Origin of the sequence: Alitibacter langaaensis DSM 22999 (assembly GCF_003096995.1) — a bacterium.
GTDB lineage: Bacteria > Pseudomonadota > Gammaproteobacteria > Enterobacterales > Pasteurellaceae > Exercitatus > Exercitatus langaaensis.
On sequence record NZ_QENU01000001.1, the window covers coordinates 87,804 to 114,415 of the forward strand.

22 protein-coding genes are annotated in these 26,612 nt (G+C 41.8%); all 22 read left to right on the forward strand.

Translation table 11 applies throughout. The features are described from left to right. Position 1: 1 nt before the first annotated feature. The 22 genes from C8D76_RS00465 to C8D76_RS00565 all read left to right on the forward strand — a co-directional run bounded on the left by C8D76_RS00465 (position 2) and on the right by C8D76_RS00565 (position 26,545). Positions 2-1,975 (forward strand): tRNA(Met) cytidine acetyltransferase TmcA, encoded by a 1,974-nt coding sequence (locus C8D76_RS00465; RefSeq protein ID WP_116630875.1) that lies wholly within the window; start codon positions 2-4, stop codon positions 1,973-1,975. Positions 1,976-1,995: 20 nt separating this feature from the next. Beyond that, positions 1,996-2,163 (forward strand): DUF5363 domain-containing protein, encoded by a 168-nt coding sequence (locus C8D76_RS09860; RefSeq protein WP_243405781.1) that lies wholly within the window; start codon positions 1,996-1,998, stop codon positions 2,161-2,163. 110 nt (positions 2,164-2,273) lie between these two features. Beyond that, positions 2,274-3,794 (forward strand): carbon starvation CstA family protein, encoded by a 1,521-nt coding sequence (locus C8D76_RS00470; RefSeq protein WP_116630876.1) that lies wholly within the window; start codon positions 2,274-2,276, stop codon positions 3,792-3,794. 252 nt (positions 3,795-4,046) lie between these two features. Further along, a complete protein-coding gene (mraZ, locus tag C8D76_RS00475; protein ID WP_116630877.1) occupies positions 4,047-4,505 on the forward strand; it encodes a division/cell wall cluster transcriptional repressor MraZ in 459 nt (152 codons plus the stop codon). Positions 4,506-4,653: 148 nt separating this feature from the next. Then, positions 4,654-5,628 carry a 16S rRNA (cytosine(1402)-N(4))-methyltransferase RsmH gene (rsmH, locus tag C8D76_RS00480; protein WP_116630878.1) on the forward strand — a complete coding sequence of 325 codons (975 nt, stop codon included), beginning with the start codon at positions 4,654-4,656 and terminating at the stop codon, positions 5,626-5,628. Next, complete coding sequence (gene ftsL / locus C8D76_RS00485) at positions 5,628-5,957, forward strand: cell division protein FtsL (RefSeq protein WP_116630879.1); 330 nt, start codon at positions 5,628-5,630, stop codon at positions 5,955-5,957. Before rsmH ends, ftsL begins: the two co-directional genes overlap by 1 nt. Before the next feature lie 5 nt (positions 5,958-5,962). Beyond that, on the forward strand, positions 5,963-7,804 hold the full coding sequence (locus C8D76_RS00490) for a penicillin-binding transpeptidase domain-containing protein (protein ID WP_116630880.1): 1,842 nt from the start codon (positions 5,963-5,965) through the stop codon (positions 7,802-7,804). Between the two features lie 8 nt (positions 7,805-7,812). Then, positions 7,813-9,282 (forward strand): UDP-N-acetylmuramoyl-L-alanyl-D-glutamate--2,6-diaminopimelate ligase, encoded by a 1,470-nt coding sequence (gene murE, locus C8D76_RS00495; protein ID WP_116630881.1) that lies wholly within the window; start codon positions 7,813-7,815, stop codon positions 9,280-9,282. Positions 9,283-9,383: 101 nt separating this feature from the next. Further along, entirely contained in the window at positions 9,384-10,757 is a 1,374-nt protein-coding gene (gene murF, locus C8D76_RS00500; protein WP_116630882.1) for a UDP-N-acetylmuramoyl-tripeptide--D-alanyl-D-alanine ligase, read from the forward strand. Between the two features lie 5 nt (positions 10,758-10,762). After that, positions 10,763-11,845: a phospho-N-acetylmuramoyl-pentapeptide-transferase gene (mraY, locus tag C8D76_RS00505; RefSeq protein ID WP_116630883.1), complete on the forward strand. Its 1,083-nt coding sequence runs from the start codon at positions 10,763-10,765 to the stop codon at positions 11,843-11,845. A 59-nt stretch (positions 11,846-11,904) separates the two neighbouring features. Beyond that, positions 11,905-13,224: a UDP-N-acetylmuramoyl-L-alanine--D-glutamate ligase gene (gene murD / locus C8D76_RS00510; protein ID WP_116630884.1), complete on the forward strand. Its 1,320-nt coding sequence runs from the start codon at positions 11,905-11,907 to the stop codon at positions 13,222-13,224. A 3-nt stretch (positions 13,225-13,227) separates the two neighbouring features. After that, a complete protein-coding gene (gene ftsW / locus C8D76_RS00515) occupies positions 13,228-14,418 on the forward strand; it encodes a putative lipid II flippase FtsW (RefSeq protein ID WP_116630885.1) in 1,191 nt (396 codons plus the stop codon). Between the two features lie 23 nt (positions 14,419-14,441). Further along, positions 14,442-15,512, forward strand: coding sequence for an undecaprenyldiphospho-muramoylpentapeptide beta-N-acetylglucosaminyltransferase (gene murG, locus C8D76_RS00520; RefSeq protein WP_116630886.1), 1,071 nt, complete (start codon positions 14,442-14,444; stop codon positions 15,510-15,512). 110 nt (positions 15,513-15,622) lie between these two features. Continuing rightward, positions 15,623-17,053 (forward strand): UDP-N-acetylmuramate--L-alanine ligase, encoded by a 1,431-nt coding sequence (gene murC / locus C8D76_RS00525; protein WP_116630887.1) that lies wholly within the window; start codon positions 15,623-15,625, stop codon positions 17,051-17,053. Between the two features lie 77 nt (positions 17,054-17,130). Then, positions 17,131-18,057, forward strand: a complete 927-nt coding sequence (locus tag C8D76_RS00530) for a D-alanine--D-alanine ligase (RefSeq protein ID WP_165814328.1) — start codon at positions 17,131-17,133, stop codon at positions 18,055-18,057. Beyond that, positions 18,057-18,824 (forward strand): cell division protein FtsQ/DivIB, encoded by a 768-nt coding sequence (locus C8D76_RS00535; protein ID WP_116630889.1) that lies wholly within the window; start codon positions 18,057-18,059, stop codon positions 18,822-18,824. The genes C8D76_RS00530 and C8D76_RS00535 overlap by 1 nt, the downstream gene beginning before the upstream one ends. A gap of 29 nt (positions 18,825-18,853) precedes the next feature. Continuing rightward, entirely contained in the window at positions 18,854-20,146 is a 1,293-nt protein-coding gene (gene ftsA, locus C8D76_RS00540) for a cell division protein FtsA (protein WP_116630890.1), read from the forward strand. A gap of 82 nt (positions 20,147-20,228) precedes the next feature. Continuing rightward, positions 20,229-21,437 carry a cell division protein FtsZ gene (gene ftsZ, locus C8D76_RS00545; RefSeq protein WP_116630891.1) on the forward strand — a complete coding sequence of 403 codons (1,209 nt, stop codon included), beginning with the start codon at positions 20,229-20,231 and terminating at the stop codon, positions 21,435-21,437. Between the two features lie 40 nt (positions 21,438-21,477). Beyond that, a complete protein-coding gene (gene lpxC, locus C8D76_RS00550) occupies positions 21,478-22,395 on the forward strand; it encodes a UDP-3-O-acyl-N-acetylglucosamine deacetylase (protein ID WP_116630892.1) in 918 nt (305 codons plus the stop codon). Between the two features lie 71 nt (positions 22,396-22,466). Beyond that, positions 22,467-23,618 carry an iron-containing alcohol dehydrogenase gene (locus C8D76_RS00555; RefSeq protein ID WP_116631092.1) on the forward strand — a complete coding sequence of 384 codons (1,152 nt, stop codon included), beginning with the start codon at positions 22,467-22,469 and terminating at the stop codon, positions 23,616-23,618. Between the two features lie 20 nt (positions 23,619-23,638). Continuing rightward, positions 23,639-25,288 carry a bifunctional UDP-sugar hydrolase/5'-nucleotidase UshA gene (ushA, locus tag C8D76_RS00560; protein ID WP_116630893.1) on the forward strand — a complete coding sequence of 550 codons (1,650 nt, stop codon included), beginning with the start codon at positions 23,639-23,641 and terminating at the stop codon, positions 25,286-25,288. 96 nt (positions 25,289-25,384) lie between these two features. Then, positions 25,385-26,545 carry a chorismate mutase gene (locus C8D76_RS00565; protein WP_116630894.1) on the forward strand — a complete coding sequence of 387 codons (1,161 nt, stop codon included), beginning with the start codon at positions 25,385-25,387 and terminating at the stop codon, positions 26,543-26,545. Positions 26,546-26,612: the final 67 nt, after the last annotated feature.

A 26,612-nucleotide genomic window follows, 5' to 3' on the forward strand; every position in this document is an offset into this window, starting at 1 on the left:
TATGCAACAACGCCAGCTCGAAATTATTTATGATGAAAATCGACCGCACTTTTTTGCCAATGCACCGCTTTTAGCAAGCAAAAGTGCGGTCATTTTATCGCCTGAAAATTTTAGCAAAGCGAAAAACTTGCTCGGTCAAGAGTTTGAGCAGATTTTATTTGATGCGCGCGAATCACTGAATTTAGACGCTTTAGCCATCGCCGCAGGCACAATTAAAGCAGGGGGTAAGTTGCTTTTATGGTTAACTCAAAATGCCCGTATTGATTTAGATAGCCAGCGTTGGTCTGGTGTGGCACAAGGCATTTTCACTCCTAATTTTGATCATCACCTGTGGCAATGCATTGAAAAACATTCTCAAAAAACAACCGCACTTAGCCCTTATTCCGCGATTTCTTCGCTAGAATTGCAAGCTAATTTCAAATCACAAACTACGCCAGATCCGCAAGCTAAGCTAGAACCGAGAGCTACGCGACAACAGCAAGCTATCATTAATCAAATTTTGGCGCAGCAAGCGGATATTTTTATCGTTACCGCCAAGCGTGGGCGCGGCAAATCAGCGTTAGCGGGTATGCTGATTAATCAGCTCCTTGCGAAGCAAGTTCAGCAACACTCAACGCCGCAAACCCAGCAACCGTCAATTCAGCAAGTTTATGTGACTGCGCCCAATAAAAGTGCGGTCAAAACGCTGCAAGATTTTGCAAAAGTAGAACTGAATTTTATTGCCCCCGATGAACTGGTAGCGCAAATTCAACAACAGCCCCAATATTTTGCCGAAGATTGGCTCTTTATTGATGAAGCGGCGCAGTTGTCGCTGCCAATGCTGAACGAACTTATTTCTACCTTTAAGCATATCGTCATCACCACCACGATTCATAGTTACGAGGGAACGGGGCGCGGTTTTTTATTAAAATTTTTAACCAATTTGCACCGCACTTATCAACATTTTGAATTAACCCAACCGCTGCGTTGGGGGGGAAATGATCCCTTAGAAGCATTTATTGATGAATTATTGCTGCTAGAAGCGGAAGATAACTTGCCCCAGCCCGAATTTGAAGCGCAAAGTGCGGTCAAATTTCGCCAAGTTTTTCAACCAGAAGTGGCGAAACGTATTGTGCATTTTTATGGCTTGTTGACCTTAGCTCATTATTGCACTTCGCCTTTAGATCTTCGCCGTTTGTTCGATGCGCCTAAGCAGCAATTTTATGTGGCAGAAAAGGAATCAGCGTTGCTAGGATGTGCTTGGTTGATCGAGGAAGGCGGTTTGCAAGATCTTCATTTAATTGAACAAATTTGTCGTGGCGAACGCCGCCCAAAAGGCAACCTTGTGGCGCAATCCTTAGCCTTTCATTTTCATTCGCCAGAGGCGTGCCAATTAACATCGTTGCGCATTTCGCGTATTGCGGTGCAACCTAAATGGCAGCAAAATGGCATTGGGCAAAGGCTAATCGGAAAAGTCGCGGAAAATGCGGCAGTGGATTTTCTCTCAGTGAGTTTTGGTTATACCCAAGAATTACAGGCATTTTGGCAAAAGTGCGGTTTTATTTTAGTGCAAATGAGTGGGCATAAAGAAGCGACCAGCGGCTGTTATTCCGCCATTGCCGTGCGAGCAATTTCCGCTCAAGGCAAGGCGTTGGTGGAAAAATTACAGAAACATTTTTTGCGTGATGTTGCCCTTTCTTTTCATCCGCTGGCGGCTCAATTCGCTCAAGGCGAAATTGATTGGCAACTCAATGACAGAGATTGGTTATCGCTAAAAAACTTTGCTCATTTTCACCGCACTTTGGCAGCGGCTTTGCCCGCGATTTGTCGTTTGCTTGCTATGGCTGAACCGCAAGATTGCCCGTTACTTCGAGATTACTGTTTAAATTCGAGCTCGGATAAGGCTTTACAGGGCGGCAAGAAAAACTGGCTTGCCCAATGTCGTTTGGAAGTCAAAAATTGGCTGAGAAAATATGAAGCTCAGCATAGAGCTTAAGATAATTGTTACAAGGAAATATGATGACTGAACAAAAAGAAAAACAAGGTTTTTTTAAGACATTAGTAAAAAAATATAACGAATTATGCAAGGACTTAGGTGTTGATAATGGTGCTTGTCGAAGTTGTACACCGATAGTGAAAGCCGATAAAAACGGCAATCTGCAAAAAAATGATGAAAAAATGTGATTGCGATCACAGTATTTATGTTATCCCCCTGTTAATGGCATTTACAAGTTGTTAACAGCACTCTACAATACGCGCGTTATATTTACTCTAACTTCATTTAAGGAAATCTCATGTTGTGGTTTTTAATTTGCGTAGCCATTTTGCTACTTGGTTACTATTTTTATAGTAAAGTCGTTGAGAAGATTTTTGTTATTAATCCAAAACGCGCAACTCCAGCTCACACCATTAATGATGGTGTGGACTATGTGCCAATGTCGAAGAAAAAAATCTGGTTAATTCAGCTTTTAAATATTGCGGGCACGGGGCCTATTTTCGGTCCTATCCTTGGGGCGTTGTATGGACCTGTGGCGATGCTTTGGATTGTATTCGGTTGCGTATTTGCAGGGGCTGTTCACGATTACTTTAGTGGGATGTTAAGTATTCGTAATGGCGGTGCCAACATTCCTTTTATGGCGGGTAAATATCTTGGTCGTCCAGCAAAACATGTGATGAACATTTTTGCGATCTTATTATTGTTGCTTGTCGGTGTTGTATTTGTGGCAAGTCCTGCGTCATTATTGACTAACATTACCAGTAGTTTAATGGATTCAGGTTCCGTAGGCGCTGCAGCAGTGAACGATGAAGCGGGCGTGACAAAAGGCAATCTTCTTGCTATTTGGACGGGCGTTATTTTTGTTTACTACATTATCGCCACCTTAGTGCCAATTGATAAAATTATCGGCCGTATTTATCCATTATTTGGTGCATTGCTGATGTTTATGACATTGGGCATGTTATTTGGCTTATTCTTTGAAGGAATTCCGTTCTTCCACACAATCACGGCGAAATTAGGCCACGAAGTGGAATTTGCTGATTTCTTCAGAAATTTACATCCCAAAGAAGGTACGCCACTTTGGCCATTATTATTCGTCACCATCGCTTGTGGCGCTATTTCGGGTTTCCACGCAACACAATCGCCATTAATGGCTCGTTGTACTGAAAATGAAAGAGAAGGGCGTTTTATTTTCTACGGTGCGATGATCGGCGAAGGAGTTATTGCATTAATTTGGTGTATGGTTGGTTTAAGTTTCTACGATGACCAAGCTTCATTTATGGAAGCCTTAAAAGGTACTCCATCTAAAGTAGTTTATGATTCTGCTATCGGTATGCTCGGTTTATTCGGTGGTATTTTAGCGGTGCTAGGTGTGGTGGTGTTACCAATCACTTCAGGCGATACAGCTTTCCGTGCAGCACGTTTATTGATTGCAGATTATTTAAAAATCGATCAACGTAATATCGCAAAACGTTTAAGTATTGCCATTCCATTATTTGCTATCGGCTATTGGGTATCCACCGTTGATTTCCAAGTATTGTGGCGTTACTTCGGTTGGGCAAACCAGACCACCGCAATGGTAATGTTATGGACGGCATCGGCTTATTTATTCCGTCATCAAAAATTCCACTGGATCACCACAATTCCAGCAATTTTTATGACGATGGTATGTATGAGCTACATTGCTAACGCGCCAATTGGTTTCAATTTATCTTATGATGTGTCATTGTGGGTTGGTATTGTAACCACAGTGGTGGCGGTGATTGCATTTTTCACCCTATTAAAACCAATGACGCCAGAAGAACAAAATAATGATTAATTAGCATTTAAGATTTGATTAAGGACAGGTTTATACCTGTCCTTTTTTGTGCTTATAAAACCTGATTTGCAGAGCGCCTGCTATTTGCAAAATATAAGAATTGATAACTCGTATATTAATTGCTTGCATAATGAGCGCTCAAAATATAGAATTGCATGAAAGTGGAGAAAAGTGGTGAATTGTGGGAAATTTTTACAAATTCCCAGCTAAAATTGACCGCACTTGTTAAGAAATCTCATTTAGGATAAACGAATGTTTCGTGGAGCTTCAGCGGTAAATTTAGATGCGAAAGGTCGCTTAGCGATCCCAACGCGCTATCGCCCAGAGATCCTTGAACAGCACCAAGGTGCGATGGTATGCACGGTAGATGCCCGCCAATCTTGCTTGTTGCTTTATCCTTTAAAAGAATGGGAACAAATAGAACAAAAACTTTTAGGGCTTTCAAGCCTAGATCCTGTCCAAAGTGCGTTAAAACGCGTGATGATGGGGTATGCAACCGAATGCGAATTAGATAATTCAGGTCGCATTTTGTTAAGTCAGCCATTACGCCAACATGCCAAATTAGAAAAAAGTATTATGTTGGTGGGGCAATTAAACAAATTTGAAATTTGGTCTGAAGCAGAATGGAATGCTCAGATCGAACAAGACATTGCGCGGGGCGTGAAAGGCGAATTCGCGGAGTCTGAAGCATTAAAAACGCTGTCACTATAACTTTCAAAATATAAGAACAGCGGCATTAGCCACTAGCATAATGCTAGGTGTAAAAAAGATAAACGGCGAGCAATCGCCGTATTATCTCTCCTTTAGAGCGACTGAGTAAGCTCTCCATTGTGGATTTTTATTTTATTCGGTTATTAATATGAACGAGCAACATCTCTTTTCACATCCAGAACACATCACGGTGCTACTTCACGAAGCAGTGAATGGCTTGGCATTGGTGAATGGGCGTGAAAATGGTATTTACATAGATGGTACTTTTGGGCGTGGGGGACATTCTCGTTTAATCCTTTCTCAACTTGGCGAACAAGGTCGTTTAATCGGCATTGACCGCGATCCTCGTGCTATTGCAGAAGCACAAACTATTCAAGATCCTCGATTTCATATTGAACATAATAGCTTTTCTCACCTGCCTGAAATTTGTGAAAAACTCGGTCTTACGGGAAAAATTGACGGTATTTTATTAGATCTTGGCGTATCTTCCCCGCAGCTTGATGATGCTGAACGTGGTTTTAGTTTTATGAAAGATGGCCCGTTAGATATGCGTATGGATACCACCAAAGGGCAATCTGCAGCGGAATGGTTGGCGCAAGTTTCAATTGATGATCTGGCTTGGGTGCTGAAAACCTTTGGTGAAGAACGTTTCGCAAAACGTATTGCCACAGCGATTGTAAATTACAACAAAAGTGCGGTGGAAAAAAACGAAGAAATAATTAACCGCACTTTGCAGCTTGCGGAAATTATTGCAAATGCTGTGCCATTTAAGGATAAACACAAACACCCCGCCACACGTTCATTTCAGGCGATTCGTATTTTTATCAATGCTGAATTAGAAGAATTGGAAAGCGTTTTAAACTCAGCATTAAGTGTGCTTGCACCGCAGGGGCGTTTATCCATTATTAGTTTCCATTCTTTAGAAGATCGTATGGTGAAACACTTTATGCGCAAGCAGAGCAAAGGTGAAAATCTGCCAAAAGGGCTGCCATTGCGTGAAGATCAAATTAACCGAAATTGCACCTTGAAAACCATAGGCAAAGCGATTCAAGCGAGTGATGCGGAAGTCGCAGCCAATCCACGTTCTCGTAGTGCCGTATTAAGAATTGCGGAGAAATTATAATGGCAGAACCTTTATCAAATAGCGAACGTTATCCATTGCAATATGTGCTGTTGCAAGATTTATTTGAATTAAATAAAACGGTCATCGCCTTAATTTTATGCATTGCAGTCACCGCAGTGAGCACCGTTTGGGTGACGCACCAAACACGCCTTCTAGTGGCAGAAAAAGGCGAATTAGTGTTTGAAAAACAAGCGCTAGAAAATGAATATGTGAATTTAAAATTAGAAGAAACAACATTAAGTGATAATACGCGTATTGAAGCGATTGCCACAGTAAAACTGGGTATGTCGCGTGTGAAACCTGAACAAGAAGTGGTGATTTTAGAATAAGGATTATGGTTAAATTTAATACAGCACGTAATCAAGCTAAACCAAAGAAACCAGCGAAAAAGCCTGCAATGGCAGCTGCTGGTGGAGTGAAGCTGAATAAACCCAAAGTAACCTACGAAAACAGCTTTTTAAAAGGGCGTTATCGTTGGGCGATGTCTTTTGTGTTCTTGGGCTTATTTGCCTTGGTTGCGCGCGCGGCTTATATACAAATCGTAAACGTTGAAGAATTAACGAATGAAGCCGATAAACGTTCATTACGTGTGCAAGAGATCAAATCGCCACGCGGCTCTATTTTAGATCGTAATGGACAAATGTTATCCATTAGCGTGCCAATGTTCCAATTAAAAGTGGATCCCAAAGTAATCATTGAAGATGGTGGAGTCGCAAAAAATCGCGAAAAATGGAAAGCCTTAGCGGATGTCTTAGGCATGTCTTACAAAGATTTAGCTTCAAAAATTGAAAGCAAACCTAAATTGCGTGAAATTGTCATTGCCCGTCAAGTGTCAGAGCAAATCAAAAATTATGCACGCGATTTAAAACTGCCAACGATGATCATTTCTAATGACTACCGCCGTTTTTATCCGAGAGCAGAAGAAACCGCACAATTATTAGGTTTTACGGATATAGACAATAACGGCATTGAAGGCATTGAAAAAAGTTTTAATTCTTTACTCGTGGGCAAATCGGGTTCGCGCACCTATCGTAAAGATAAATATGGCAATATTGTTGAAGACATTGCCGATGTTAAAAAATACGAAGCGCATAATGTTATGCTGAGTATTGATAAAGAATTGCAATCAATGGTGTACCGAGAAATCAAAAAGGCGGTGTCAGACAACAATGCGACTTCAGGCACTGCCGTGTTAGTGGATATTCGCACTGGCGAGATTCTTGCTATGGCTAATGCGCCGTCTTATAACCCAAATAAACGTTCTGGCGTATTGAAAGATTTTATGCGTAACCGAGCGGTAACCGATACTTTCGAGCCGGGTTCTACGGTAAAACCTTTCGTTGTTTTGACCGCACTTCAGCGTAAAGCCGTGCGTCGTGATGAAATTATTAACACCGGTCCATTAGTATTAACGGGCAAAGAGATTAGAGATGTGGCGCCCCGTAACCAACAAACCCTTGATGAGATTTTAGAAAACTCATCAAACCGTGGTGTGAGCCGTCTTGCCTTGCGCATGCCCCCTTCAGCCTTGATGGAAACTTATCAAGCGGCGGGCTTAGGTAAATCCACCGATCTAGGATTGGGTGGTGAACAAATGGGGTTCCTTAATGCAAACCGTAAACGTTGGTCAGATATTGAACGTGCAAACGTTTCATTTGGTTATGGTATCAATGCTACCCCAGTGCAAATTGCACGCGCTTACATGACATTAGGCAGCTTTGGAATTTACCGTCCATTATCTATCACCAAAGTGGATCCGCCAGTAATTGGAAGTCGCGTATTTTCGGAGAAAATCACCCGAGATGTGGTGAATATGATGGAAAAAGTGGCGATTAAGAATAAACGTGCAATGGTCGATGGCTATCGTGTGGCGATTAAAACAGGTACCGCGAAAAAAATTGAGAACGGACGCTATGTGGACAAATATATGGCGTACACCGCAGGGATTGCGCCAGTTACCGATCCACGCTTTGCTCTAGTGATTTTAATTGATGATCCAAAAGCGGGACAATATTATGGTGGTGCTGTTTCAGCGCCTGTGTTCTCCAGCATTATGGGGGCAGCTTTGCGAGCCTATAACATTACCCCAGATGCAGCGCCGAGCGAACAAAATCAAAAAACAACTAAACGGATAGTGCGCCTCAGTGATCAGTCAACGGAACGCCAAACGAATTAGAGAAAAATATGAAAAATTTGACCGCACTTTTAGGGCATAACCTGCCCCAACTTGACGACATCATTTTTAATCAAATGACCTTAGACAGCCGTTTGGTAACACGCGGCTGTCTTTTCGTTGCGATAAAAGGCCATGCCGTGGACGGGCGCAAATTTATTGCTAATGCGATTGAGCAAGGCGCAGCGGCGGTTTTGGCAGAATGTGATGATGTGAGTGAGCATTTGCAGGTTCACTGGCAACAAAATACGCCTGTGATTTCTTATTTTGCATTGCCTGAACATTTGTCAGAAATTGCGGATATTTTTTATGACAAGCCTTCACAACGCTTAACTTTAGTCGGCGTAACTGGCACGAATGGCAAAACAACGGTGGCGCAATTACTTGCCCAATGGACACAAATTTTAGGCAAAACACCCGCTGTAATGGGTACAATTGGCAACGGTTTATTGGGGCGCGTACAGCCCGCTGCAAACACCACGGGCTCAGCGATTGAAGTGCAATCTTCTTTGGCAAACTTTGTGGAACAAGGTGCTGATTTTGCTGCGATTGAAGTGTCATCGCACGGTTTGGTTCAAAAACGCATCGAAGCCTTGCATTTTGCCGCGGCATTATTCACCAATTTAAGCCGTGATCATTTAGATTATCACGGCACTATGGAACAGTACGCCAAAGCGAAAAAGCGCCTATTCACCGAGTTAGCCAGCCAACATAAAATTATCAATGCAGATGACGCAGTGGGCGCGCAATGGCTGGCAGAAATGCCTGATGCCGTAGCGGTGAGTTGCAACCCAGATTATCAACCGCGTCAAAAATCTTGGCTAAAATTGACCGCACTTTCTTACACAAATAAAGGCAGCAATATTGAATTTTCCTCAAGCTGGGGAAATGGCGCGCTTGAAAGCCGTTTAATCGGCGCATTTAACGTGAGTAATTTGCTGATTGTATTGGCAACCTTGCTTGCTTTAGGCTATCCATTAGCACAATTGACCGCAACGGTTTCACGGCTCAATGGCGTGTGCGGGCGTATGGAAATGATCAGCGCAGAAAATAAACCCACAGTTATCGTGGATTATGCGCATACACCCGATGCTTTAGAAAAAGCCTTGCAGGCGGCGCGTATTCATTGTCACGGCAAACTATGGTGCATTTTCGGTTGCGGTGGCGATCGTGATAAGGGTAAACGGCCGATGATGGCAGAAATCGCTGAGAATATGGCAGATCAAGTAATCGTCACAGACGATAATCCGCGCACGGAAGATGCCGCGCAAATCTTTGCAGATATCCAAACTGGTTTTAAACAGCCTGATTGCGTACAGATGATCCATAAACGCGAGCAAGCCATTCAAACGGCGATTCAAAGTGCAGACAAAAAAGACATTATTTTAATTGCCGGCAAAGGGCATGAAGATTATCAAATTATTGGCGTGGAAAAACAGCATTTTTCAGATCAAGAAACAGCTAAAAAATATTTGGCTTAGTGAGCGGTGAAAGCCTTACAAGCGAGTAATTTGGGCTTTACAAAACAGATGACAGATCGTCAATTCAACATATTGAACGAGTGCAATTTAAGAGATAATAAATGATTAAACTCACAACAAAAAAACTTGCCGAAATTCTCAATGGTAAATTAATCGGCGATGAAAATACTTATGTAGAAACGGTGAGTACGGATACACGTCAAGCTGCGCTTAATGGTCTATTTTTTGCCTTAAAAGGCGAGCATTTTGATGCCCATGATTATTTAGCCGATGCGGTTGCGCAAGGCTGCGTGGCAGTGGTGGTTGAACGTGTCACGGAGATTAACGTTGCGCAAATTGTGGTGGAAAATACTCGCCTTGCTTTAGGCAAACTGGGCGCATGGCTAAAAGCGGAAATTAATCCGAAAACCGTAGCAATGACAGGCTCTTCTGGCAAAACTACCGTGAAAGAAATGACGGCAGCAATTTTGCAGCAAAGTGCGGTCAATTCTGACGCAGTTTTGTTCACTAATGGCAATTTTAATAATGATATTGGCGTGCCTTTGACGTTATTGCGTCTTGAGCCGAAACATCAATTTGCCGTCATTGAACTAGGCGCGAATCATCAAGGCGAAATTGACTATACCACCAAATTAGTCTGCCCTGACGTGGCTTTAGTGAATAATGTCGCTCCCGCCCATTTAGAAGGATTTGGCTCGATTGAAGGCGTGGCGCAAGCGAAAGGCGAGATTTATCGCGGCTTGCCTGCCGATGGTGTGGCGGTAATGAATTTGGATTGTTGTTACCCTGAACTTTGGGCAAAAGAAATTGGCACTCGCCAAGTGCGGTCATTTTCAGCCACAAATTCGCAAGCGGATTTTTGGGCAGAAAATGTGCGTTTAACTGAAACAGGCTCGCGCTTTGTATTGCACAGCCCTGCGGGTTCCGTGGAAATTAACCTGCCTTATCTTGGCTCGCATAATGTGAGCAATGCCTTAGCCGCAACGTCACTTACGATGAATGTTGGGGCAACGCTGGCGCAAGTGAAAGCTGGGTTAGAGCAACGTGCTCAAGTTAAAGGGCGTTTGTTCCCAATTCAAGTGAATGACAATTTACTTTTATTAGATGACACCTACAATGCCAATGTAGATTCCTTGAAATCTGCCATTGATGTATTAAAAAATTATGACGCTTTTCGCATTTTAGCGGTTGGCGATATGGCAGAATTAGGCGACAATACGGCACTTTGTCATCAACAAGTGGCAGATCACGCAAAAGCCGCAGATTTAGATTGTATTGCGAGCTTTGGGCAGTTTTCAGCAGTGATTAGCCAAGGCAATCACTTTACGGATAAACAAAAAATGTCCGCATTTTTGACCGCACTTATTGAAGAAAAAATGAAAGAGAATCAACGTGTTGTCTTGTTAGCCAAAGGCTCTCGTAGCCAAAAAATGGAACAAGTCATCGAATTGATTAAAACACATTTTAAAGGATAATTATTATGTTAGTTTGGCTCGCCTCAGTTTTAGAGCAATATTTCACTAGTTTCCATGTGATTTCATATCTCACGGTGCGCGCAGTATTGGCGTTAATGACCGCGTTATTGTTATCACTTTGGATTGGTCCAAAAATGATCAAACGTTTGCAGATTTTTAAATTTGGTCAAGAAGTCCGCAATGATGGCCCTGAAAGCCATTTCCAAAAACGTGGTACGCCAACAATGGGCGGTATTATGATTTTGGCGACAATCACAATCAGCACCTTGCTTTGGAGCGATTTATCTAATCCCTATATTTGGTTTAGCCTGTTGGTATTACTTGGCTATGGCGCGGTGGGTTTTGTCGATGATTATCGCAAAATTAAATATAAAAATACCGATGGTTTAATCGCTCGCTGGAAATATTTTTGGTTATCCGTGATCGCGTTAATCGCAGTAGTGGGAATGTACGCCGTGGGCAAAGACACTGATGCAACACGCTTGGTGGTGCCATTCTTCAAAGAAATTATGCCGCAACTTGGCTTGTTCTATATTGTGCTTGCCTATTTTGTGATTGTTGGCACCAGTAACGCCGTGAATTTAACGGATGGTTTAGATGGTTTAGCCATTATGCCAACCGTATTTGTGGCAAGTGCTTTCGGGATAATCGCGTGGGCAACGGGCAATGTAGAAATCTCAAAATACCTTTATATTCCTTATATTAGTTTTACTTCTGAGCTAGTGATTTTCTGTACCGCGATTGTTGGCGCTGGCTTAGGTTTTCTTTGGTTTAACACCTATCCAGCTCAAGTATTTATGGGCGATGTTGGCTCGCTAGCATTGGGCGGCGCATTAGGCACGCTAGCCGTATTGGTTCGCCAAGAATTCTTGTTAGTCATTATGGGTGGTGTGTTTGTCATGGAAACTGTTTCCGTGATTTTGCAAGTGGGCTCATACAAATTACGCAAAAAGCGCATTTTCCGAATGGCACCAATTCATCATCACTACGAACTCAAAGGTTGGCCTGAGCCACGGGTGATCATCCGCTTCTGGATTATTTCCTTAATGTTGGTTTTATTTGGATTGATCACATTAAAATTACGCTAACAATGGCATTGGGGGCGCTTGTCGAACCCAAAGCCTTTTATCATATCTGAAGGTTTAAAATGGCAGATTACAAAAATAAAAATATCGTTGTTATTGGCTTGGGCAAAACGGGCTTATCTGTTGTTGATTTTCTTGTTAAAAAACAAGCAAATGTAAAAGTCATTGATACAAGGGCAAACCCCGCAGGTGCAGAGCATTTAGATAAAAATATTCCATTGCATACTGGCAATTTAAACCAAGAATGGTTGAACGCTGCAGATATGATTGTTATCAGCCCGGGATTAGCCGTAAAAACTTCTGAAATTCAGACCGCACTTTCTCATGGCGTTGAAGTTGTAGGGGATATTGAGCTCTTTGTTCGCGAAGCAAATGAACAAGGCAAACCTGTGGTTGCGATTACTGGCTCAAACGGCAAAAGCACGGTCACCACGCTGACTGCAGAAATGGCGAAAGCACAAGGTTTGCGCGTTGGTATGGGCGGAAATATTGGTATTCCTGCCTTATCTTTATTAAATGATGATTATGATTTATATGTGCTTGAGCTTTCTAGTTTTCAATTAGAAACCACTTACAGTTTAAAAGCCGCAGTAGCGACTGTGTTAAATGTGACGGAAGATCACATGAATCGTTATGTAGATTTAGAAGATTACCGCCAAGCTAAATTGAGAATTTATTTGAATGCCAAAACAGCTATTGTGAATGCAGAAGATGCGTTGACAACAGAAGATGGCAAGCAAAGTGCGGAAACGCAATTGAGTTTTGCTGAGCATAATGCGGATTACTGGCTGAAAACAGAGAACGGTAAACAGTATTTAATGGCAAAACAAGAAATGATTTTGCCTTGCGATGCGCTATTGCTTTCAGGGCGCCATAATTATATGAATGCCTTGGCGTCTATTGCCTTAGCGCAGGCGGTGGGTGTAAAAACGCCTGCCATTCAGACCGCACTTAAAGGCTTTGGTGGCTTAGATCATCGCTTTCAAGTGGTGCATATCGCCAATGGCGTGCGCTGGGTAAACGACAGCAAAGCAACTAACGTGGGAAGTACGGTAGCTGCATTAACAGGGTTGCAATTAGAGGGGCGTTTACATTTGTTATTAGGCGGCGATGGAAAAGGCGCTGATTTTACAGAGCTTGCATCGCTGATCAATAAACCTGAAATTTTTTGTTATTGCTTTGGGCAAGATGGCGCAGCATTGGCAAAATTATCTAGTCAAAGCCAACTGTTTGAAACAATGGAACAAGCAATGAGTGCATTGCGCCCGCAGTTGAAATCAGGCGATATGGTGCTATTGTCGCCAGCTTGTGCAAGTCTTGATCAGTTTACATCGTTTGAAAAGCGCGGTGAAGAATTTACGCGTTTAGCTAAATTAGGATAAATAATGCAGTTTCTCGAGGAATTTAAACAAAGTTGGAGTCGATGGACAACTGTCACGCCAACCAATTTACTTTATGACCGTTGGCTCTTTTGGCTATACGTCATTTTATTGTTTATTGGTTTTATTATGGTTACATCGGCATCTATTCCCGTAGGCACTCGTTTATATAATGATCCGTTCTATTTTGCCACGCGTGATGCTGTGTATGTGGTTTTATCTTTCATTGTGCTGTACTTTTTTCTCAAAATTCCAATGGAAAAATGGGAAAAACATCATAGATGGGTATTTGGGTTAGCCTTACTATTTCTAGCTTTAATTTGGCTTCCTGGCATTGGAAAATCGATCAATGGTGCTCGTCGTTGGATTCCTATGGTGCTTTTTAATTTTCAGCCCGCAGAATTTGCAAAATTTGCCTTAATTTGTTTCTTATCAGGCTATTTTACACGCCATTATGATGAAGTGCGCTCAAAAAAATTGAGTGCATTTAAGCCGCTTACGGTTATGGGAGTTTTAGGAGTCCTTTTAATTGTACAACCCGATTTAGGGAGTACTATTGTATTATTTGTAATCACCTTTGGCTTATTATTCTTAACTGGTGCGCACATTATGCAATTCTTCGGATTGGTTTGTGTTGGCGCTTTCTTATTTGTGGTGTTGGTTTTGAACTCTGCATATCGACTGAAGCGTATCACCGGCTTTATGGATCCGTTCAAAGACCCTTATGGCACAGGTTTCCAGCTTTCTAACTCGTTAATGGCGTTTGGGCGAGGTGAATTTACAGGCGAGGGCTTAGGCAACTCTATTCAAAAACTAGAATATTTACCCGAAGCGCATACAGACTTTGTTATGGCGGTGATTGGCGAAGAGTTTGGCTTTTTAGGCATTCTTATCATGGTGTTCTTGCTGGGCGCATTGGTGTTGCGTGCGATGAAAATTGGACGTGAAAGTTTGCTATTAAAACAACGCTTTAAAGGATTCTTCGCCTTTGGCATTAGTTTTTGGATTATTTTCCAAGGATTCGTCAATTTGGGTATGGCGTTAGGTTTATTACCGACCAAAGGGTTGACATTCCCCTTAGTGAGCTATGGTGGCTCTAGCTTGGTGATTATGACCATTAGTATTGCCGTCTTATTGCGAATTGACCATGAAAATCGCTTAAGCCGAGGCGGACAAGCGCGTTTGCGTGATGATTAATGAAAGAAAAATAAGAGTAATCAATGAGTAAAAAATTATTAGTAATGGCAGGCGGCACTGGTGGGCACGTGTTCCCTGCTATTGCCGTATCTCAATACTTACAGAAACAAGGTTGGGAAATCCAATGGTTGGGCACGGCAGATCGTATGGAAGCGCAATTAGTGCCTAAACACGGCATCAAAATTAATTTTATTCAAATTTCGGGCTTGCGTGGCAAAGGCATTGTCGCGTTGCTAAAAGCACCTTTTGCTATTTTTCGCGCCGTTTTGCAAGCGAAGAAAATTATTCAGCAATATCAGCCTAACGCCGTGCTGGGTATGGGCGGATATGTGTCTGGGCCAGGCGGTATTGCCGCTAAATTATGCGGTGTGCCTGTGATTTTACATGAACAAAATGCCGTTGCTGGGTTAACCAATGTTTGGTTATCAAAAATTGCCAAGCGGACTTTACAAGCATTTCCAACGGCGTTTGCTGATGCAGAAGTGGTCGGCAATCCTGTGCGTGCTGATTTATTTCAGATTCCCGCACCAGAACAACGCTTTGCTGAACGCTCAGGTAAATTGCGTATTTTGATCGTCGGGGGCAGCCAAGGGGCGCGTGTATTAAACCAAAATGTTCCTAAAATGGTGGCGAAATTATTAGACAAATTGGAAGTCTGTCATCAAGTTGGTGCGGGTTCGGTGGAAAGTGTTAGCACACTTTATCGTGATCTTGGCATGAATGTAGAGGCTGAAAGTGCGGTCAAAATTACGGAATTTATTGATGACATGGCTCAGGCTTATGCATGGGCAGATTTAGTTATTTGCCGTTCTGGCGCCTTAACAGTCTGCGAACTCGCGGCGGTAGGCACACCGGCTATTTTTGTGCCGTTCCAACATAAAGATCGTCAGCAATATTTAAACGCTACTTATCTTGCTGATGCAGGGGCTGCAAAAATTATTGAACAGTCTGAACTTACCCCCGAAATTTTGGTAAACTTAGTGGCTGATTTGGATCGCGAAAAATTATTACAAATGGCGGTGAAAGCAAAAGCGATGTCCGCGCCACTGTCTGCGCAACGTGTCGCAGAAGTGATTATGGAAAATGCGAAATAAATATTGAAAATTTTGACCGCACTTTGACTGTACTTTGCTGGCATTCGATAAGCCAAGTGATTGTCTTAGTAGCTAAACTTTAACCCATTAATAGGTTATTCGAGAATAAAATGAAAGAGAAACGTGAAAAAATCCGAGAAACTGTGCCAAGTATGCGCCGAATTAAGCAAATTCACTTTGTCGGCATTGGTGGCGCAGGCATGAGCGGAATTGCAGAAGTATTATTAAACGAAGGATATGTAGTTACGGGTTCTGATATTGCTGAAAATGCGGTAACGGAACGATTGCGTTCGCTTGGTGCGCAAATTTTTATTGGGCATTCAGCTGAAAATGTTGAGAATGCCAGTGTTGCTGTGCTTTCCAGTGCGATTAAAGCGGATAATGTCGAAGTGGTCGCTGCTCATGAAAAACGAATCCCGGTGATTCAACGTGCGCAAATGCTAGCAGAATTAATGCGTTTCCGTCATGGCATCGCCATCGCAGGAACTCACGGCAAAACCACGACAACGGCAATGATTTCTATGATTTATACTCAAGCAGGCTTAGATCCGACTTTTGTGAATGGTGGTTTAGTCAAATCTGCTGGAACGAACGCCTATTTGGGCGCAAGCCGTTATTTTATTGCGGAAGCTGATGAAAGTGATGCATCGTTTTTGCATTTGCAACCGATGGTATCTGTGGTAACCAATATGGAACCTGACCATATGGATACTTATCACGGTGATTTTGATGAAATGAAGCGCACTTATGTGAATTTCTTGCATAACTTGCCATTCTATGGTTTGGCGGTTATGTGTGCAGACGATCCCGTGTTAATGGAGCTTGTGCCACAAGTTGGGCGTCAAGTGATTACCTATGGTTTTAGCGAACAGGCTGATTATCGTATTGAAAATTATGAACAAACTGGTTTTCAAGGGCATTATGATGTGATAACCCCAACGGGCGAACGGATTAATGTGCTATTAAATGTGCCTGGTAAACACAATGCATTGAATGCCACAGCAGCTTTAGCGGTGGCGAAAGAAGAAGGCATCGAAAATGCGCCAATTTTGACCGCACTTGCGGATTTCCAAGGAGCAGGTCGCCGCTTCGATCAGTTAGGCGAGTTTATCCGTCCGAATGGCAAAGTGATGCTAGTCGATGATTATGGACATCATCCAACGGAAGTGGGCGTAACCATTCAAGCCGCACGTTCTGGCTGGGAAAACAAGCGTGTGGTGATGGTGTTCCAACCGCACCGCTATTCACGCACTCGTGATTTGTTTGATGATTTTGTACAGGTGCTATCACAAGTAGATGTGCTGATTTTATTAGACGTGTATGCCGCAGGTGAAACGCCGATTGTTGGCGCAGGTAGTCGCTCTTTAGCACGTTCAATTCGCGCATTAGGCAAAGTTGATCCTATTTTTGTCGCAGATCATACCCAGTTGCCTGAAATTATGGATCAAGTGTTGCAAGATGGCGATTTGGTTTTAGCCCAAGGTGCTGGCAACGTGAGCCGTTTATCGCGCAATCTTGTGGAGTTGTGGACAAAAGAATAGAAATTGAACACGTATTTTGAATATGTGTTGGCATAAATATTGGCGTAATGCATACGCCTAGATAGAGAAGAACAAAAATAATGAAACCCTTAAAACAACAAAAAATTGCCGTGTTATTAGGTGGCAGCTCAGCCGAACGAGAAATCTCTTTAAATTCAGGGGCTGCGGTCTTAGAGGCTTTGCGTAAACAAGGCTATGACGTACACCCGATTGATCCCAAAGAAACCCCAGTGGCGAACTTAAAATTAGACGGATTTGACCGCGCTTTTAACATTCTGCATGGGCGGGGTGGCGAAGATGGCGTGGTGCAAGGCGTATTAGAACAAATTGGCTTGCCGTACACGGGTTGTGGGGTGATGACATCTGCACTAACGATGGACAAAATGCGTACTAAAATGTTGTGGAAAGGCTTTGGTTTGCCGATTGCGGATATGGAAATTGTGACAAAAACGACCGCACTTGATTTAGATCCCCAAGCCGTGGTTGCGCGTTTAGGCTTGCCGCTAATGGTGAAACCATCGCGCGAAGGGTCTAGTGTTGGTTTAACTAAAGTGAATAAAACGGAAGAGCTGCAACGTGCAGTAGAATTAGCCTTAGAGCATGATGATACGGTATTAATTGAAGAATGGTTAGCTGGCGATGAACTCACCGTGCCTGTGCTAGGCGGCGAAGTATTGCCAGCGATACAAATTATTCCAGATGGCGAATTTTATGATTACAACGCCAAATATATTTCTGATAATACGCAATATCTCTGCCCAATGCCAATGAGCGCTGAACGTTGGGAAGAACTAAAAAAATTAGTGAAAACCGCCTATGAAGTCGTGGGGTGTCGTGGGTGGAGCCGCATTGATGTGATGACAGACAGCCAAGGCAATTTCCGTTTAGTGGAAGTAAATACTACCCCAGGTATGACGAGCCATAGCCTGTTCCCTAAATCGGCAGCAACGGTAGGTTATTCTTTCGAGCAATTAGTTGAAAAAATCTTGGAGTTAAGTGTTTAATGGCGGTAATTAAACGCAATCATTCACAGAAAAAAGCGAAGTTGCCAGATTTTAACGCAAAGAGCTTAATACAAATTAAGCCATTACTTGTGTTATTATGCGTGGGCTTGCTTTATTTTACCTATGTGAATTGGCAATCGTGGTTAGAAAAGTTGGATGATAAGCCAATTAGCGCCTTTGCCTTGCTTGGCTCACCCACTTATACCACCAATGCCGATGTGCGAGATATGATTGTAAAAATGGGCGAGCTCAAAGGTTTCTTCGGGCAAGATGTGGATGTAGTGCGCGAGCAGATTCAGTCTTTGCCTTGGATTAAAGGGGCTGTGGTGCGTAAAATTTGGCCTGATCGTCTAAGTATTTTGGTTTCAGAATATCAGCCCATCGCTTATTGGAATGGCGACCAGTTTTTATCGAGTGACGGTGTCGTCTTTAAATTGCCGATAGAAAAATTAAAAGAAACCAATATGCCTCGTTTATTTGGTCCCGACTATAAAAGTGCCGAGGTCTTAGATGCGTGGTATAAGATTTTTAATGAGCTAAAAAATAAGAATTTGACGCTAAAATCAGTGTCAATTGATGATCGTGGTTCGTGGGAAATTACCTTAGATAACGATATTTTATTAAAATTAGGACGCGGTGAATGGGAAACAAAAATTGATCATTTTGTCACTATTTACCCACAGATTGAAATCCCAGAGAATAAGCGTATAGCCTATGTGGATCTACGCTATAAAGTGGGTGGTTCAGTTGCTTTTACAGATAAATAAGAATAATTAAATTAACGGTGATAAACAAAATGGCAAAAATGGTGGAATCAAAAACGATTGTTGGCTTAGAAGTGGGTACTTCTAAGGTTGTGGCGGTTGTCGGTGAAGTATTGCCTGATGGTGTGGTAAATGTGATGGGCTTTGGCAGCAGCCCTTCCAAAGGGATTGATAAAGGCAATATTACTGATCTTGCCGCTGTGGTGAATTCAATTCAACGTGCTATTGAAAATGCAGAATCTGTTGCCGACTGTCAAATTGTGTCGGTCACTCTCGCAATTACAGGTGAACATATCCATAGCATTAACGAAAGTGGCTTTGTGCCTATTGCCAGTGGTGAAGTTACACAAGATGAAATTGATTCCGCTATGCACACGGCAAGTTCTGTAAAACTGCCAGAAGGTTTGAATTTATTACATGTGATTCCACAAGAATTTGCCGTAGATAAACAACAAAATATTAAAAGCCCTCTTGGTTTGCAAGGTGTCCGCTTAAAAGCGCAAGCACATTTAATCGGTTGCCATCAATCGTGGCTAAATAATTTACAAAAAGCAGTTGAAAGCTGCGGTTTAAAAGTGGATCAAGTGGTATTTTCTGGCTTGGCATCAACCTATTCTGTATTAACCGAAGATGAAAAAGATCTTGGTGTGTGTATGATTGATTTTGGCGGTGGCTCAATGGATATCATGGTGTACACAAATGGCGCATTACGTTACAGCAAAGTCGTGCCTTATGGTGGTAATGATATTACTGATTATGTTGCACAAAGCTTGACAACATCTCGAACTGAGGCAGAAAGTATCAAGATTAAATACGGAAGTGCGGTCAATCCTAGCGAAGAATTTGCGGAACATTTTGCGAAGAAAAAGGTCGAAGTAGCAGGCTTAGGCGGAACGTCACCACGTACTTTCACTAAAAAACAAATTATGGAAGTGACATCAAAATGTTATGGTGATCTGTTACGCGTTGTTCAACATGAACTGGTGAACTTACGCAATGAGTTAACCGCAAAAGGAATTAAAAATGATTTAATTGCGGGAGTGGTATTAACTGGCGGCGGTGCACAAATGGAAGATATTGCGAAATGTGCAACAGAAATCTTTGAATCTCACGTGCGAGTTGGCAATCCGTTGAATATTAATGGGTTAACGGATTATGTGAATAAACCACAATATGCAACAGTATTAGGTTTATTACAATATAGCTACCATAATGAAGAAGAAAATACACCATTATTAACACAAATAGCCAATGGAGAAGGCACTTGGGGTAAAATTTTGGGCAAAGTTAAAAAAATTGCTAATAAAGTGCGGTCAGAATTTTGATAATTTTTGATTTTTCATCTACAATAGAAAGAATTTAAGAATAATTTAGTGTTAGGTCAGCTAACATCAATGGAGAATATAAATGTTTGAACCTGTACAATATGATTTTGATGATGAAGTTGGTCGCACGCTGATTAAAGTAGTTGGCGTTGGCGGCGGCGGCGGTAATGCTGTCAACTATATGGTTGACCAAATGCAACAACAAGGTGCTGAATTAGTCGGCATTGATTCATTAGCAAATGATGAACACGGCGAAATCATTTTCTACGCAGTGAATACGGATGCTCAAGCATTGCGTAAAAGTAAAGTGCAACAAACTTTACAAATCGGCGCAGAAGTGACACGTGGTTTAGGTGCAGGTGCAAATCCTAATGTAGGGCAAAAAGCAGCGGAAGAAGATCGTGATGCCATTCGTTCAATGTTAGAAGGCGCAAACATGGTCTTTATTGCAACAGGTATGGGCGGCGGCACAGGTACAGGGGCTGCGCCAATTGTTGCACAAGTTGCAAAAGAATTAAATATTCTCACCGTTGCTGTCGTAACTAAACCTTTCTCATTTGAAGGTAAAAAACGTATGTCTTTTGCAGAGCAAGGGATTAAAGCGTTATCACAATATGTTGATTCATTAATTGTGATCCCAAATGATAAACTGAAGAAAGTTTTACCAAAAGGTGCATCATTAATTGATGCATTTGCAGCGGTAAATAATGTATTACGCAATGCTGTAACGGGTATTTCAGATATGATTACCACCCCTGGCATGATCAATGTGGACTTTGCCGATGTGCGTACAGTAATGTCTGAAATGGGACGTGCAATGATGGGAACTGGTATTGCGCAAGGCGATACAGATGACGGTCGTGCAGAAAAAGCGGCAAATGAAGCCGTTGCTAGCCCATTATTAGAAGATGTGGATTTAAGTGGTGCTCGAGGCGTTATCGTTAATATTTTATCTGGTTTAGATTTAAGTTTAGATGAATATGAAATTATCGGTAATACGATTAAATCTTTTGCATCAGAAGAAGCAACAGTAGTTGTTGGTACCAGTTTGAACCCAGAAATGCAAGGTGAAATTCGTGTAACATTAGTGGCTACGGGCATTGGTGCAAATGAAGAATTAGCGCCATTGTCACCAGTTAATCGCGTGCCAACTCAACCAGTTCAGCAAGCTGGTGTACAACAAGCTGCACCTGCACAAGCAGAGCCTCAACAACCAGCACGCCCTACATCGTTAAGTGGTAGTAGCAGTGATTTATTTAAACCTGACTTTCTACGTCAATATAATAAATAATCATCATTCATAATCTGAATGGTTATGTAAGAGAAATAGAATGATTAAACAAAGAACATTAAAACAGAGTATTAAAGTAACTGGCGTTGGTTTACACAGCGGCAATAAAGTCACTTTAAATTTACGTCCTGCAGCAGCAAATACTGGTGTAGTTTATCGTCGTACTGACTTGAACCCACCTGTATCATTCCCAGCTGATGCGAAAGCTGTACGCGACACAATGCTTTGTACTGCACTTGTGAATGATGAAGGTGTGCGTATTTCAACTGTTGAGCATTTAAATGCAGCATTAGCTGGTTTAGGTATCGATAACGTTATTATCGAAGTTGATGCACCTGAAATTCCCATTATGGATGGTAGCGCAAGTCCATTCGTCTATTTGCTATTAGATGCAGGTATTGAAGAACAAAATGCTGCGAAAAAATTTATTCGCGTGAAAAAAACAGTGCGCGTTGAAGACGGTGATAAATGGGCAGAAATCAAGCCTTATAACGGTTTCCGTTTAAACTTTGTCATTGATTTTAACCATCCTGCTATTCCGAAATCATTGAGTAAATACACTCTGGATTTCTCAGCGCAAAAATTCGTACAACAAATTAGCCGTGCACGTACCTTTGCATTTATGAAAGATATTGAATATCTTCAATCGCAAGGTTTAGCATTAGGTGGTAGTTTAGACAATGCAATCGTGTTGGATAATTATCGTGTACTCAATGAAGATGGTTTACGTTTTAAAGATGAACTTGTTCGTCATAAAATGCTAGATTCTATCGGTGATTTGTATATGTGCGGTTTCAATATGATTGGTGATTTTAGCGCATATAAATCAGGCCATGGTCTGAACAACAAATTACTTCGTGCATTATTAGATAATCAAGATGCGTGGGAATTCGCAACTTTCGAAGACAAGGAAGAAGTTCCGCAGGGTTATGTGGCAGCATCTCAAGTTTTGATCTAATGGATTAAAAAGAAAAAAGCTATACTGAAAAGTATGGCTTTTTTTATCCAAGTTTTCAGGAGAATATGATGATTTCTAATTTTACTTTCCGTTTACCCACTAAAGCCTTATTTGGAAAAGGACAAATTGCTTCAATTGCTGATGAAATTCCCAAAACGGCTCGCATTCTGCTGACTTATGGCGGTGGTAGCATTAAGAAAAATGGCATTTTTGAGCAAGTTCAAAGCGCATTAAAAGATCATTTTTATATTGAATTTGGTGGTATCGAAGCCAATCCTGAATATGAAACATTGATGAAAGCGGTCACTCTTGCCCGTGAGGAAAAACTTGATTTTATTCTTGCTGTTGGTGGTGGTTCAGTATTAGACGGTAGCAAATTTATTGCAGCCGCCGTGCCATTTAATGGCGATCCTTGGGATATTCCTTATAAAAAAGTGCCAATTTCGACCGCACTTCCCGTTGGTTGCGTGATGACATTGCCTGCTACGGGTTCAGAAATGAATCATCGTGCGGTTGTGAGTCGCAGGGCGACACAAGATAAGCTCTCACTTTATTCCGAATGGCTTCGCCCACAGTTTGCAGTGCTGGATCCCACCACAACTTATTCACTCCCAGCGAAACAAACTGCCAATGGCGTGGTCGATGCTTTTGTGCATACGTTAGAGCAATATGCCACTTATCCAGTGAATGGCAAAATTCAAGACAGTTTTGCAGAAGGCGTGCTATCAACATTATTAGAAGATGGTCCCAAATTGCTTGAACATCCTACTGATTATGACGCGCGAGCCAATGTTATGTGGGCAGCAACACAAGGGCTAAATGATATTCTGAGCGTTGGTGTGCCAGGTGACTGGTCATCCCATGCGATTGGTCATGAATTAACTGCGGTGTATGGTATGGATCATGCGCAAACTTTAGCGATTATCGTCCCCGCATTGTTTACCCATCAATTGGAAGCAAAACGAGAAAAACTAACTCAAATGGCGTTAAGAGTATTTCATTATCAAGGTGATATACATCGCGCCGCGGAATTTGCTATTGAAAAAATACGTGAGTTTTTTGAGCAAATGGGGTTAAAAACAAATTTTTCAGCATTGGGCATTGATGATAGCCAATTCCCTTTGGTATTGAAAAAATTGGCAGAGCATCGTCCACCATTTATTGGTGAGCGCAAAGATATTGATCTTGCCGCTGTAGAACGTATTTTACGCATGGTACTATAATAAGGAACGAAGGAACATTTATGAAAACTCAGTTAAAATTGACCGCACTTTCACTCGCTTTGTTTGCAACGGCAGCGAATGCCTATGAGCAAGACAAAACCTATCACTTCACCGTATTGCATACCAATGATTTGCATGGACATTTCTTCGCCAATGACAAAGGTGAATATGGATTTGCCGCACAGAAAACATTAATTGACCGCATTAAAAAAGAAGTGGAAAGCCAAGGTGGCTCTGTGATTTTGCTTAATGCGGGTGATGTCAATACTGGCACGCCAGAATCTGATACACAAAATGCTCGTCCTGATATTGAAGGAATGAATGAAATAGGTTATGAGGCGATGGCGCTTGGTAATCACGAATTCGATAATCCTTTGCAACTTTTGGATATGCAAGAAAAATGGGCAAAATTCCCTTTTTTAGCGGCAAACGTATATAACGCTAAAACAGGCAAACCATTGGTGAAGCCTTATGTCATCTTAGATAAGCAAGGGTTGAAAGTGGCTGTTGTGGGATTAACAACGGAAGATACCGCAAAATTGGGCAACCCCGAATATATGGGATTAGTGCGTTTTGACAACCCAATCGACACGGCACGCAAGTTATTAGCAAAATTGCAAGAAACGGAAAAGCCCGATGTGAAAATTGCGTTGACACATATGGGTTATTATTATGACGGCAAATTTGGCTCTAACGCCCCTGGCGATGTCACTATGGCGCGCCAATTAGATAAACAGGCTTTTGATATGATTGTTGGTGGGCATAGCCATGATACCGTGTGCGTAGATGAAAAAGGTGTGTGGATTAAAGATTACAAACCGACACAACCTTGTCGTCCTGATTTCCAAAACGGCACTTGGATTATGCAAACAGGAGAATGGGGCAAATTTGTCGGACGTGCAGATTTTGAGTTTAAAAATGGTAAAACGCGTTTAGTGAATTACCAACTGATCCCTGTGAACTTAAAAGAAAAAGTCAAAACGGCAGATGGCAAAACAGAATATCGCTATTATGCTGAGGAAATTCCACAAGATCAGACTTTACTCAACAAACTACAACATTATAAAAACGAAGGCGATAAATTACTCAATGTGAAAGTGGGGGAAACTCATGGCAAATTGGAGGGCGATCGTCAGGTTGTTCGTTTCAAACAAACGAATTTGGGACGTTTAATCGCTGAAACACAACGCGCTAAAGCCAATGCTGATGTGGGGATTATTAATTCTGGCGTGGTGCGCACATCTATCGAAAATGGTGTGGTAACCTATCGTGATGTATTGACTGTTCTGCCATTTGGTAACGCCGTGAGCTATGTGGATCTCAATGGTAAAGAATTGCAAGATTATTTAAACGTTGTCGCATTAAAAGAGACTGATTCAGGCGGCTATCCGCAATTTAGCGCAGGAATTAGTATGACAATTGATTTTAAAAATAAAACTGTTTCCGACATTAAAATTCATGGAGAAGCGTTAAGTGCGGACAAAAAATATCGAATTTCTGTGCCGAATTACAGCGCTTCAGGTGGCGACGGTTATCCAGTAATCAAAAACAACCCAACTTATGTTGATACAGGCTTTATTGATGCTGATGTGCTCAAAGAGTTTTTCGAGAAAAATTCGCATGTTGATGCAAGCAAATTTGAACCGAAAGGGGAAATCGTTTATAAATAACCCACGAAAACCGAGCCAATGCGCTCGGTTTTTTACATCACAAATTTTGAAATATCTGCTAAAATGACCGCACTTATTTTTTCCTAAGGAATTCTCATGACATTAGATTTAAGCGAAATTCGTCAGCAAATTACGCGTATTGACCGTAGTTTGTTGAAATTACTGTCAGAGCGTCATCGTTTAGCCTTTGATGTAGTACGTAGCAAAGAGATTACTCAAAAAGCACTGCGTGATGAAGTGCGAGAACAACAATTATTGCAAGAGCTAGTTAAATTCGCGGAAAGTGAAAATTATCAGCTTGATGCACAGTATGTTACGCAAATTTTCCAGCGCATTATTGAAGATTCCGTATTAACACAGCAAGCTTATTTACAGAAGAAATTGAACGATGAGCGCGAAAACCAAGTGCATATCGCTTTTCTTGGCAAACGCGGCTCTTATTCTAATTTAGCCGCACGCAGCTATGCTAATCGTTATCAAAAGCAATGTATTGAATTAAGCTGTGCGTCTTTTGAACAAATCTTTGAAAAAGTGAGTTCAGGCGAAGCCGATTTAGGCGTATTACCGTTAGAAAATACGACATCGGGTTCAATCAACGAAGTTTATGATTTGTTGCAACATACGGATCTATCTTTGGTGGGCGAATTAGCCTATCCAATAAAACATTGCGTTCTCGTGAGCGATCAAGATGATTTAAGCAAAATTGACACGCTTTACAGCCATCCACAAGTCATTCAACAATGTAGCCAATTTATCCGTGACTTAGATCGTGTGCATATTGAATATTGTGAGAGCAGTTCGCACGCCATGGAATTGGTTTCCAGTTTAAATAAACCGAACATTGCAGCGTTGGGAAATGAAGACGGTGGCAATTTGTATGGCTTGAAAGTATTAAAAACAGACATTGCGAACCAAGCAAATAATATTACACGTTTTATCGTTATTGCACGCAAACCTTTAACGGTATCGCCACAAATCACGGCAAAAACCTTGCTGTTGATGACTACAAGCCAGCAGGCTGGAGCATTGGTTGATGCTTTGTTTGTATTCAAAAAGCACCAAATTAAAATGACCAAATTGGAATCTCGCCCGATTTATGGCAAGCCTTGGCAAGAAATGTTTTATTTAGAAATCGAAGCTAATATTCATCACCCAGCGACACAAGAAGCCTTAGAAGAATTGAAAGAATACAGCGAATTTCTTAAAGTGTTAGGCTGTTATCCAAGTGAAATCGTTAAGCCTGTTGACGTTGCTTAGCAAGAATGAAAAAAGTGCAGTCAAAAAATAGAAAGTTTTTTGACCGCACTTTGATTATTTGGAAAGT

Coding starts and splice junctions, on each gene's coding strand:
- C8D76_RS00465 (WP_116630875.1), top strand. CDS start 2: ATGCAACAACGCCAGCTCGAAATTATTTATGATGAAAATCGACCGCAC.
- C8D76_RS09860 (WP_243405781.1), top strand. CDS start 1,996: ATGATGACTGAACAAAAAGAAAAACAAGGTTTTTTTAAGACATTAGTA.
- C8D76_RS00470 (WP_116630876.1), top strand. CDS start 2,274: ATGTTGTGGTTTTTAATTTGCGTAGCCATTTTGCTACTTGGTTACTAT.
- mraZ (WP_116630877.1), top strand. CDS start 4,047: ATGTTTCGTGGAGCTTCAGCGGTAAATTTAGATGCGAAAGGTCGCTTA.
- rsmH (WP_116630878.1), top strand. CDS start 4,654: ATGAACGAGCAACATCTCTTTTCACATCCAGAACACATCACGGTGCTA.
- ftsL (WP_116630879.1), top strand. CDS start 5,628: ATGGCAGAACCTTTATCAAATAGCGAACGTTATCCATTGCAATATGTG.
- C8D76_RS00490 (WP_116630880.1), top strand. CDS start 5,963: ATGGTTAAATTTAATACAGCACGTAATCAAGCTAAACCAAAGAAACCA.
- murE (WP_116630881.1), top strand. CDS start 7,813: ATGAAAAATTTGACCGCACTTTTAGGGCATAACCTGCCCCAACTTGAC.
- murF (WP_116630882.1), top strand. CDS start 9,384: ATGATTAAACTCACAACAAAAAAACTTGCCGAAATTCTCAATGGTAAA.
- mraY (WP_116630883.1), top strand. CDS start 10,763: ATGTTAGTTTGGCTCGCCTCAGTTTTAGAGCAATATTTCACTAGTTTC.
- murD (WP_116630884.1), top strand. CDS start 11,905: ATGGCAGATTACAAAAATAAAAATATCGTTGTTATTGGCTTGGGCAAA.
- ftsW (WP_116630885.1), top strand. CDS start 13,228: ATGCAGTTTCTCGAGGAATTTAAACAAAGTTGGAGTCGATGGACAACT.
- murG (WP_116630886.1), top strand. CDS start 14,442: ATGAGTAAAAAATTATTAGTAATGGCAGGCGGCACTGGTGGGCACGTG.
- murC (WP_116630887.1), top strand. CDS start 15,623: ATGAAAGAGAAACGTGAAAAAATCCGAGAAACTGTGCCAAGTATGCGC.
- C8D76_RS00535 (WP_116630889.1), top strand. CDS start 18,057: ATGGCGGTAATTAAACGCAATCATTCACAGAAAAAAGCGAAGTTGCCA.
- ftsA (WP_116630890.1), top strand. CDS start 18,854: ATGGCAAAAATGGTGGAATCAAAAACGATTGTTGGCTTAGAAGTGGGT.
- ftsZ (WP_116630891.1), top strand. CDS start 20,229: ATGTTTGAACCTGTACAATATGATTTTGATGATGAAGTTGGTCGCACG.
- lpxC (WP_116630892.1), top strand. CDS start 21,478: ATGATTAAACAAAGAACATTAAAACAGAGTATTAAAGTAACTGGCGTT.
- ushA (WP_116630893.1), top strand. CDS start 23,639: ATGAAAACTCAGTTAAAATTGACCGCACTTTCACTCGCTTTGTTTGCA.
- C8D76_RS00565 (WP_116630894.1), top strand. CDS start 25,385: ATGACATTAGATTTAAGCGAAATTCGTCAGCAAATTACGCGTATTGAC.